This is a genomic window from Candidatus Contendobacter odensis Run_B_J11 (genome assembly GCF_000531125.1).
Classification (GTDB): Bacteria; Pseudomonadota; Gammaproteobacteria; order Competibacterales; family Competibacteraceae; genus Contendibacter; species Contendibacter odensensis.
This window is the reverse complement of sequence record NZ_CBTK010000268.1, coordinates 1-9,910: the sequence shown is the minus strand read 5'-3', so window position 1 is coordinate 9,910 and position 9,910 is coordinate 1. Positions and strand designations below refer to the sequence as shown.

Sequence of the window (9,910 nt, the reverse complement as noted above, 5' to 3'; positions counted from 1 at the left end):
TGAAATCATTAATCGACCTATTAAAAAGTGGGTCTAAATAAGGAGAGCGGGAATTGCTGGGTATCTACAATATTGAGCAGATGATCGGCATTCACAAAATCATCCGACGCCACCAAGTACAGATTCTTTCGCCCTTGGGGATACCGGGACTCATAGTTGTTTCTAAGCAGAGCCAATCCCATTTCCCCATCAATCACCACGGTAGTGCGCCGCTTCGGCACCTCCCAAACAAAGAAAGGTTTGGCGGTACTAATTGCTATGGCTAACTCCATGACAAACAAAGATTTTCCCACCCCACGCCACGCCGACACCAAGTTCAGTGAATCGGTCGTGATCAATTCTTGAACGACATACTCTAGGGGCGGCAAATCCACTTGAATCAGCTCGGTGAGCGACCGGCCACAGGTCTCAAAAAAATCCCGCTCTTCGGTAAGAGCCCTCTCCGATAATCGAGCCAGATTGAATAATTTCGGATACTCCAAAGAGTAATTAACCCCAAATACAGGTTTCCAGCCCTCGTTCAAAGCGGCCGCTGCATCCCAGCCTACCGGATGGTGTTCTGTAAACTGGAGGATTTGAATATCGTCCGCTTGGCCCCACAACAGAGAAATTACCGCATCTTTATAGCGCTCACCCGCCTCATTGTGGCGTGGCCAAATCACCACCTTTTTCTCCTTTAACGGTGTCCAATCCGTACGGTCGACACCGCGCAAACCATCAAAAGAAGTCGTCGCAACCCCACTAAACAACTGAGCGGCTGCATCTGCCGATTCTTCCCCTTGGGTCACGAGGATGGTCTCTCTTGCAGACAGTTGATCCCAATGATACAGAGGTAAAGGGGAGGGAGGTTGACGACGCCACTCATATTTAGATCTTGGAGTTATCCAGTAGGTCAAAGCATAATAGTTCGACCGATCCACTCGAACCACATAGAAAAGATTACGACCGTTAGGATCACGGTAAATCCAATACGGATATTGTTTGATCTGTTCGGGCAGGGAGGCCTCCTTAGGAATAGGGGTGATCAGTCTATCGTAAGAGTTTAAGGATTTTGGGCCCTCGGGCTTAGTTGAAAAATTGGGTTCTCTGACGACCCGTGGTTTGAAAGGACCGGTTTTGCTCTGGTATTCTTGTTTTAATTGCTGGATGCTCGCCTCCAGTGACCCATGGAAAAACAAGTGGGCATGGAGGCTGAGCAAATCGGGACCTTTGGCGTCTTTGTCAGCAGAATCGCTCCAACTTCCCTTTGCCCATTGGACCGCGATATTGCCTCGCCTTATATTGTTCAAATTTTTTGCACGATAATTACCGTGATCGAAATAACCATGGGGTAACCAATAGGGCAGCGCCTCTCGTGCATACTCCAACAAATGCTCATTCATCTGCCGCACTTCAGATTGGGTTGGGGTCATCATAGCCATACTCTACACCTGTTATACTGTAAGAAAATCGAAAGAAATCCGAAGGGAAGACACTCGTATACCCCCGTGCATAGCACGCTTCCCCATCAGGATTTGATCCGTCTGGAGTCGCTGTAATAAGACACTGTGGTAGGCTCGCTTTTCCTACCCATCGGTTTAGTATGGCCCTAAGGCGGCGAGTTTTCCCATTTTGGGAAAACCATTACCGAATCAGGCCTGTGCCAGTAAAAAATTGACCGAAAGGTCACTCCTACTGAGTCTTGATATTGATAAATCTCAGCCGTGGATTTTTGAGACTCACGACCCTCTTCTGCAAAGCCTGGTGGATGATTTCGCAATGTTCCAATGTAGCCAACAAGGCAATATTTTTTATAATATTTTTTATTGCCGCTTCAGGCTTTGACTGGGACGGGATCTTCTTTTTAATCAACCCATGATCTTCAATAATCTCCTTGATCATCTCAGCCGAAGGTAGTTTTCCCCCGGCCAACTTTTGGCCTTCCTCCCATACAAAAACGACATCCTCTTCACTATTGAGGTGTGTCAACAGTTCAAAAAAACTCCCGTTTTTTATGGAACCCACCTCGTAACCCAATATTTCCTCGATGACCGCCGCATCTTTTTCTCGATAAATTGTAGACTTGGCTTGTTTTCCAAATCCATGAATAATCCATTCATAAAAGGATTTGCGTCCCAATGCTCTAAATCCGCCACAAAACATCTCATAAATAAATCCCCTGGTTTTGCGTATATTATTCTGAATTCGCCTTTGAAAGAGGAGGGCCTGCTCTTTTGTCAATTCAACCGGCTTAAGTCCTTTACCACTCTTCAACTTCTGCTTGAAGGTCTTGGAAGAAGCCGCCATTGTTGATGGGTCGGTTTTCATAGTGTTCATCCGAGTTTGGGTTCAGGGCGTTGACCCTGACTCTTAATGGGTTACCGCTGTTCCTCACGACTCCGTTTGGGCTTACCTAGCTTCCGCCAAGTCGTTGCCCGTTTTGTGTGGGCATGAGCGAGATCTCAAAAGAATAAGGAGGGTGTTACCATGACAGCGCTGGGCCAATTTCAGGCGTGAGTGTCCCTTCCGGTGATCCGGGCGGAATGCTGGCAAACGGCTAGGGGGGAACTCAGAGCCTCCCGGGTGACATACCACCGGTGGCCCCTTTAATAGGGGGATAGATCGCCGGCTTTCAGGATGTGGTACCGCGTCGGGAGAGAGGGACGGATCGCCGTTGCGGCGATCCGGTACGGTCAGAACCGAGGAAATTCGGGTAGGGTCGGTAGACATAGAGTGCGGCTCCGTTACGACCAGCGAGGTTGCTGGCCTTCAATGGAGCTGAATCTAAAACAAACGGCTTAAAAATATTCGCTAGGCCGTCATAGCTGGTATAACCGTGAATTTTCACATTCATGACTACGGGGTGATCGTGTTACACTTTCGTAGACACCTCATTAATAAGAGACTCTCGGAGGTATGCAGTGAGCATGAAAAAGCCGTCATCCCGACAACGATATACGGCGGAGTTCAAAGAACCGGCAGTTAAACGAAGGCTGTCAAGCCATAGGGTAGCGGGGGCCAAAGGCGAGGCGGATCGGGGTAGCCAGTAGATCTCCAACCAAAAAGGTTACAAGATCAGGACTTGGTGGATTTAGAGATTGAAAGGGTTGCGCTTTTTTACGTTTGTCAGTCGATTTCGCATAGTTGACTTGTCGGTGCTACAGGGCTTATTCGCACCAATCCAATCTAACCTATCATCTGTGCTGTCAGCTACGGTTCCGGTATCGTCGCGGTGGATTAGGTAATCCCAGAATTCTGCAAAGTCTGGCTCACGCTTTAATTCCTTTCGCAATGTCCTCAGCGCCACATCTTCCGCCTTACCCAGAGCAGTTCTACGTGTCGCCCCCGCGCCCTTTTTGGTTTTTTTCGTCGGCTCACTAGGGGCGAGAGCAGGAACAGCAAACGCGGTAGGTTCAAGCAGGGTAGGAACAGCAGGCGCAGGCGTAGCCTGCTCAGGACAGGAGCAGTGCGCTGCCAGTTTTATAACTTCCGATTGGCGAAAAATGTGGTCGGTCAACGTCGGACTATTCACTATCAACTGGAGAGTGAACTCGCCCTTGTCCCCCTTGGACGCTTCTGTGAGAAGCGCCACCAAGTCACGCTCTGAAGTATCGGGTAAGCTATGCCGCAACTGGGCGATAACTTCCTCATAGTTCCAGTAATGATCATCCGGGTCAGGCTGAAATCGTTCAACATTTGCGGCGTGGAAGTTGCAGAATTGTATGGAAATCCACCAATCGTTTCTGCTTTTATCGCGCAGCCGACCAACCCTTTTCCAGTTATACCCTGTTTCCATTTCCGCTTCATATTCATTTTTTTTATAGACGTACAGTTTACTCTTTCCCGTTTTATCCTCAGGCCATGCCGTCCACTTAAACATATCGGTATCGCTCGCGTTCAATTTTGCTTTAGCTTCTGCATAGGAGAGCCAACACGCCGGCGGTGGTTTTTTAGCGGGCGTACTCAATTCCGGCTGCTCAGGAATGAGGGGTTTCGATTTCGCCGGAACAGGAATGAGGGGTTTCGATTTCGCCGGAATAGGAATGAGGAATTCCAGTTCCGCCGGAATAGAAATCTCTTTCTGTTTAGCCCATGCCAATAAGTCGGAGGGCTTGATCCCGGTAACGCGGAAGGAGTCAATTATAAAGTACTTTGACGGGATAGCTTTGGTATCTACAGCGTACTCAATCTGCTGATTTAAAGTAAGCCATCCATCAAGACTATCCCAAGAATACTTAGCGTCGCCGAAATCGTAATCGACCGGAGAGCCATCGTCCTGTAGAAGATAGGATAGGGGCGGCGGTTCTTTGCCCAATAGAATAAAAAATGCTTGAGAAACCGGCCATAATTCGACACAACTCCATTTCTCGAACTCACACGGTTTCAGATCAAACTGTGACATGGCATAGCTCTCCTTCTGCACCCTTGAAATAGGGGAGCCACACCAGACCGGGCAAGGGGAACCCGGCTTCTTCAATGATTCGCCTGGACGCGACCCCAAAGGAATGGTTCAAAGCTCCCAGTTTAGTGAGGCGGCTATCCATTTTAAGCTGATGGGTGTTGTTTTGCCAGCGCCCGCTGACATCGGGGGGTCCACATCAAGTACCCTTTCTACTCTAAAAAAGCCCCCTCTTGACATCATGATCTTCGTCCCGTGGAAAGGGATCGCACTTTTCTTTGAGGTCAGAAATAATGGGGGGTCTGGCAACGGCTTCCGCTTCTTCACCCAAGAGCCCAATAATTTCTTTGAGGCTGGCTTCGTGAAGCCGGACACGCTAATACTGTGTCCGATTTTGGTAAGAGAATCCGTTGTAGAGTACTGCCGCCGTGTATTGCTTGACGGGGTGCATAAAACATCGTCCAGTTTTGTAATGATGAGGACGGCTCAACTTTACGGGATCCAACCGCCATCCATTCGAGATCCAAGTTCCAAAAATTCGTGATCCAAGTTCCAAAAAATGGTGGTTTTTGATCCAAGTACCAAAAATTCGAGAACCAAGCGCCAAGTTTTTTTCTATCACTGAGACTGACGAATAAAAATATTTTTATAAAGCTTCTTGTGCTATACTTAAAGCAATTTTTTTAAAAAAATTTGGGCGGGAGCTGGGGGGGAGAGGGTGATGCTGGAGAAAATTTTTCAGATCGCTAAACTGTAGCCCTAAGTCAGCCCCACAGGCGGCTATCGATCTTCGCGAGTTTGGAGAAATTTTACCCGTGCCATAAAACAAAAACCCACCGTCCTCGGTGGGTCTCTGCTCAAAACTAGTTGCTGTGCGAAACAGCGGGATGATCTGGCAGTGAAGATTTTAGCTGGATGCTGAAGTTTTCGCAAATTCATTCCGCTGTTGGACTCGCATGGCTTGGAAAAATAACATGCGTGTCTTTTCTGTTTCTGCTGCCGATGTTGCCGATGTTGCAGGCAACTTTATCTCAGTTCCCACCGAACTCCGCACCCTGCCACAATGGGTGTGCTGGCACTACGAAGATCGGAACGGCAAGCCGACCAAGCCGCCCATCAGCGCCCAATCCAACGGCAAGTTGCTGTACGCCAAATCCAACGATCCGAGTACTTGGGCGGATTTCGATACCGCTGTTGCCGCCGTTTCCCGGCTCAACCTGGAAGGAATCGGGCTGTGTTTGTCGGCCGATGATGGCTTGACCGGACTCGATCTCGATCATGTGCTCGATCCTGAAACCCTCGACCTCGACCCGATGGCGGTTGAAGTGTTGGAACAATTTGCCGGTACTTACATTGAAATTTCCCCCAGCGGAACCGGGCTACGAATCTGGTGCTACGGCCAACCGCAACGGTCGGGAAAATGCAGCGGCAAAACCAAATGGTTGGAAGTTTATAGCCACCCGTCAAACCGCTATCTAACCCTCACCGGCAACCGCTACGGCGGCGCATTCGCTGTCACTGAGCAACAATCCGCGCTGGATTGGCTGCACCAGCAATTCATGGTGAAGGAAACCGCGTCCACAGGAAGAGAGCGCCCTCTTCCTGTGGAATCCGGTTTTGACCTGGACGATACCGCCCTGCTGACCCAAGCCCGCCAATCCAAAAATGGACGGGTCTTCGATGCGCTCTGGGCGGGCGACTTGTCCGGGCAGGGTGGTGATGCGAGTTCAGCGGATTTGGCCTTATGCAACGCGCTGGCGTTTTGGACGGATCACGACGCGGCGCGGATGGATCGGCTGTTTCGCCAGTCCGGTTTGATGCGTCCAAAGTGGGATGAAATTCATTACAGCGACGGGCGCACTTACGGTCAAGGGACCCTCGATAAGGCCATGGCCGATGGCCGGGAAGGGTACAGCGGGAAGCGACCGGGAAAGCCGACCCCAGAAAAAACCGCCTTCAAGGTCTGCGGCAAACTGGACGCATTGACCCGGCTGGTGTGCCTGGCCACCGATGAAGCGAGCGCCAAGAGCATTCATGAATGCACAGACCACCCCGTGGTCATTGCGGGAGTGGCCTCCCAACTGTGGAGTACGGCTAATAAACTGAGGGAAGCGTATCCCCAGCTGAAAATTTTGGTGTGCGGCGATTCCGCGCCAGAGGTGGAAGATAAGGCGCGGATTGTGGCGTTTTCTCTCATCGGCGGCTCCTATTGGTGCAACCCCCATTTCCTGAATCCGGGGAACGAGGAATTACGCCACGAGGCGATCCGCTTGATGAAGTTCCCGCCCCAACCGGGCGAACCCCTTGATGATCGTAATCTCAACTGGAAGCAGGCATTAGCGAACCTCAATACCCGCGATACCCAGCGGATTGCCGAGGAATCGCCCGCAACCTTCGCCGCCCTGGCGAACTGGTTTGAAGGAAAAGAACGGGTCAGGGATCAGATTGAAGCAGCGGTGGATCAAATCGGCGTGATCAAAATCCGACCCGGCAAACTGCCGAGCATTGTGGACCGTGCGGAAAAAGAGGCGCTGTTTTTCGGCGCGGACTTTTATCAGCGGGTGGGGATGCTGGTCCGTCCGGTAAAGCAGGATACTTCCACAGGAAAAAAGAGCATTCGCATTCCAGCCGGTGCGCTGGTGTTGAAAGAGGTCAATCTACCGTGGTTGAACCGCCGATTCAGTCAGTCTGCCCAGTGGGTGAAGTTTAATAAGGAGGCGGAAGAGTGGTTGCCCGCCGATCCACCGCCCAAATATGCCGAGACTCTTCTAGCACTGGCGGGAGAGTGGCGCGCGCCGGTACTGACCGGGATTATCGAATGTCCGACCCTGCGGCGCGAGGGTTCGTTGTTGACGCAATCGGGCTATGACGAAGAAAGCGGGCTGTATGTGGACTACACCGGTGATCCGATCCGGGTTCCCGATGCGCCGACTTCCACCGATGCGCGGGCGGCGCTGGAAGTGCTGAAAGAGCCTTTTAGCGAGTTCCCCTTTGCTGAAGGCGATGTTGATCTGTCCGTGGCCTTGGCGGGTCTGTTGACCGCCATTGTGCGGCGGTCGCTGCGAACCGCCCCGCTGTTTGCGTTTGATGCGCCGGTGATGGGCGCGGGCAAGGGTTTAATCGTCAACACCATTGCAATGGTCGCCACTGGCCGGGCGGCGCCGGCCATTTCCCAAGGCAAAGATGAAGCCGAGGATGAAAAGCGGCTGGGGGCTTTGTTGCTGCAAGGGGTGCCCCTGCTGAATATCGACAATATCGAGCGTGATCTGCAAGGCGATTTGTTGTGTTCCGCACTCACTGAAACATCCATCGCCATCCGCATTCTCGGAAAATCCGAAGTTCCCAACATGCCGTCGAATGTGGCGATGTTTGCGACCGGGAATAACCTCCGCGCCCGGGGCGATATGGTGCGGCGGATGCTGGTTTGCCGGATTGACCCGGCGTGCGAACGACCCGACGCCCGCGCCTTCCAGCGCAACCTCAACGAATGGGTTCCTGCGAACCGCGCCCGTCTGCTGTCAGCGGCGCTGACCGTGCTCCGGGCTTACATCGTGGCCGGGAAACCGAAACAGGATATTCCGCCCTACGGCAGTTTTGAGGAATGGTCTGGATGGGTGCGATCCGCGCTGGTGTGGGCGGGAATGCCCGACCCGAACTTGACCCGAACTCGCTTGGAAGCGGATGACGCCGTTACCGCGAATCTGCATAGCATCTTGACCCTGTGGTTTGCCGAATTCGGGAAAAATGGAATGACCGCCGCCGAAATGGCCCAGCAAGCCGGTTTGCCTGGACGTAGTGATCTCCATCGGGCCTTGCTGGAAGTGGCGGTCAGTCGCCGCGATTCTGAAAAAGTAGACGCTTTACGCTTAGGACACTGGCTTAAGAGGAATAAAGGCAAGATAGCCAGTGGGCTAAGGCTGGAAAAGGCGGGAGAAAATACCGACGCCAAAATTGCCTACTGGCGGGTATCTAATCGGAACTCTGCAAAATTTACGGGTGATACGGGGGTTACGGGTACAGTTTCACTAGACGCGGGCGAAAATTGGAAAGAATTAGAAAAAGTAAGTGAATCCAATTTTTTACGGGAGTGGGTGGAACAATACCCGTTAACCCCCGTATCACCCGTAAATCCACAAAATCCGGCCGCGCCTCCTCCTCCTTTGGATTCCAAGCCGTTACCCGCTGAAATTGATCAGGCACTACGGTCGCCGTCGCAATCGCCATTTAGGAAAACCCGCGACATCGAGGAATTCTGATGAATGCGGTACGCAAACTACGTCAAGCCGGGTTTGAGCCGTCCATCCCGTTATGCCACGCGGGATCGACGAACAACGCCACGGTCGTTACTACTTGCGCTACCGCTATGCAGGTGGCGTGACCGAGTTTTGGGGCTACGTCAGCCGAGATTTGAAGATTGATTTCAAGAAGGGAATTGTTGGGGTGCCGGTGAGTTGATCCGGTGATGGAGTACTGTGTGAGAAGTTTGCCGCTGATCACCTTTTTGCAGTGGGTTCCCGATCCGATAGTGATGGAGTTTTTGGTTTTCATGAAAAAATTGTTGATAGCGCTGGACTACGATGGCACCTATACCGAAGACCCTAAACTTTGGGATGCTTTTATTGCGCTGGCAACCAAATTGGGCCACCGGGTGATCTGTTGCACGATGCGCTATGAAGACACCGAAGGTGATGAGGTCAAAGATTTACTTCGTGGCAAAGTGGAACGGATATTCTTTACTGGACGTAAAAACAAAACTGAATCACTCAGCGCCCATGAAGTGTTTCCAGACATTTGGATTGATGATGCACCTCACTGGATATTTCAAGATGCGCTCTAAGCAACCGGCGACTCTCCTTATATAAGGAGTGATGGGAGATTATCTCTAATGATAGATGATAGGAAACTACCGAAAATAAAACTTGAACCGGCGGATAACACTAGAGTTACTCTAGAATTGACGTCCAGAGAAGATGCGGCTGCACAAGCTGATCTGGGTATGATGTATATGCAGGGTTGTGGTATTCCCAGAAACTATCAAGAAGCCGTTGACTGGTTTCGGTTAGCGGCGGAACAAGGACATGCGGCTGCGCAATATAATATCGGTTGGATGTATGCGCAGGGTTGGGGTGTTCCCAAAGATGATCAAGAAGCCATTAAGCAGTATCGGTTGGCGGCAGAACAGGGATATGCGGATGCACAGTATGCTCTGGGTATAATGTATGAGCAGGGCTATGGTGTTCCCAAAGACGATCAAGAAGCCGTTCACTGGTATCAGTTAGCGGCTAAACAGGGACATGCGACTGCACAATCTAATCTGGGTGTGATGTATATGGGGGGTCGGGGTATTCTCCAAGATGCTCAAAAAGCCGTTCGGTGGTTCCGGTTAGCAGCTAAACAAGGATATGTGGTTGCACAATATATTCTCGGTGTGAGCTATGCGCAGGGTCGGGGTGTTCCCAAAAATGATGAAGAAGCAGCAGTTCCCGGTCTCTTGAAAAGCTCAATTTAATCAATGTATTATAGAAGGTGTTT

At 51.2% G+C, this 9,910-nt stretch carries 7 protein-coding genes; 4 read left to right on the top strand and 3 right to left on the bottom strand.

The features are described 5' to 3' along the window. Window positions 1–20 precede the first annotated feature (20 nt). The 3 genes from BN874_RS16150 to BN874_RS16140 form a co-directional block, all read right to left on the bottom strand. Window positions 21–1,421 (bottom strand): AAA family ATPase, encoded by a 1,401-nt coding sequence (locus tag BN874_RS16150; protein WP_081756452.1) that lies wholly within the window; start codon window positions 1,419–1,421, stop codon window positions 21–23. A 250-nt stretch (window positions 1,422–1,671) separates the two neighbouring features. Beyond that, complete coding sequence (locus BN874_RS16145) at window positions 1,672–2,307, bottom strand: hypothetical protein (RefSeq protein WP_034435261.1); 636 nt, start codon at window positions 2,305–2,307, stop codon at window positions 1,672–1,674. Window positions 2,308–3,070: 763 nt separating this feature from the next. Then, window positions 3,071–4,381, bottom strand: a complete 1,311-nt coding sequence (locus BN874_RS16140; protein ID WP_034435260.1) for a hypothetical protein — start codon at window positions 4,379–4,381, stop codon at window positions 3,071–3,073. Between the two features lie 971 nt (window positions 4,382–5,352). On the opposite strand from BN874_RS16140, the gene BN874_RS16130 reads away from it, so the two are divergent. Genes BN874_RS16130 through BN874_RS16120 form a run of 4 tightly spaced genes read left to right on the top strand, consistent with a single transcriptional unit; the run spans window position 5,353 to window position 9,887 of the window. Then, the gene (locus tag BN874_RS16130; protein ID WP_034435258.1) at window positions 5,353–8,634 is read left to right on the top strand and encodes a phage NrS-1 polymerase family protein; all 3,282 of its coding nucleotides are present in this window, start codon (window positions 5,353–5,355) and stop codon (window positions 8,632–8,634) included. Between the two features lie 52 nt (window positions 8,635–8,686). Continuing rightward, window positions 8,687–8,833 carry a hypothetical protein gene (locus BN874_RS24700; RefSeq protein ID WP_154724980.1) on the top strand — a complete coding sequence of 49 codons (147 nt, stop codon included), beginning with the start codon at window positions 8,687–8,689 and terminating at the stop codon, window positions 8,831–8,833. Window positions 8,834–8,852: 19 nt separating this feature from the next. Beyond that, window positions 8,853–9,215 carry a hypothetical protein gene (locus BN874_RS16125; RefSeq protein WP_154724979.1) on the top strand — a complete coding sequence of 121 codons (363 nt, stop codon included), beginning with the start codon at window positions 8,853–8,855 and terminating at the stop codon, window positions 9,213–9,215. Between the two features lie 48 nt (window positions 9,216–9,263). Further along, window positions 9,264–9,887 (top strand): tetratricopeptide repeat protein, encoded by a 624-nt coding sequence (locus BN874_RS16120; protein WP_051497939.1) that lies wholly within the window; start codon window positions 9,264–9,266, stop codon window positions 9,885–9,887. The last annotated feature ends 23 nt before the right edge of the window (window positions 9,888–9,910 follow it).

Bases quoted from the DNA above. Each gene is read 5' to 3' on its own strand.
- BN874_RS16150 (WP_081756452.1), bottom strand. From the start codon at position 1,421: ATGGCTATGATGACCCCAACCCAATCTGAAGTGCGGCAGATGAATGAG.
- BN874_RS16145 (WP_034435261.1), bottom strand. From the start codon at position 2,307: ATGAAAACCGACCCATCAACAATGGCGGCTTCTTCCAAGACCTTCAAG.
- BN874_RS16140 (WP_034435260.1), bottom strand. From the start codon at position 4,381: ATGTCACAGTTTGATCTGAAACCGTGTGAGTTCGAGAAATGGAGTTGT.
- BN874_RS16130 (WP_034435258.1), top strand. From the start codon at position 5,353: ATGCGTGTCTTTTCTGTTTCTGCTGCCGATGTTGCCGATGTTGCAGGC.
- BN874_RS24700 (WP_154724980.1), top strand. From the start codon at position 8,687: ATGCCACGCGGGATCGACGAACAACGCCACGGTCGTTACTACTTGCGC.
- BN874_RS16120 (WP_051497939.1), top strand. From the start codon at position 9,264: ATGATAGATGATAGGAAACTACCGAAAATAAAACTTGAACCGGCGGAT.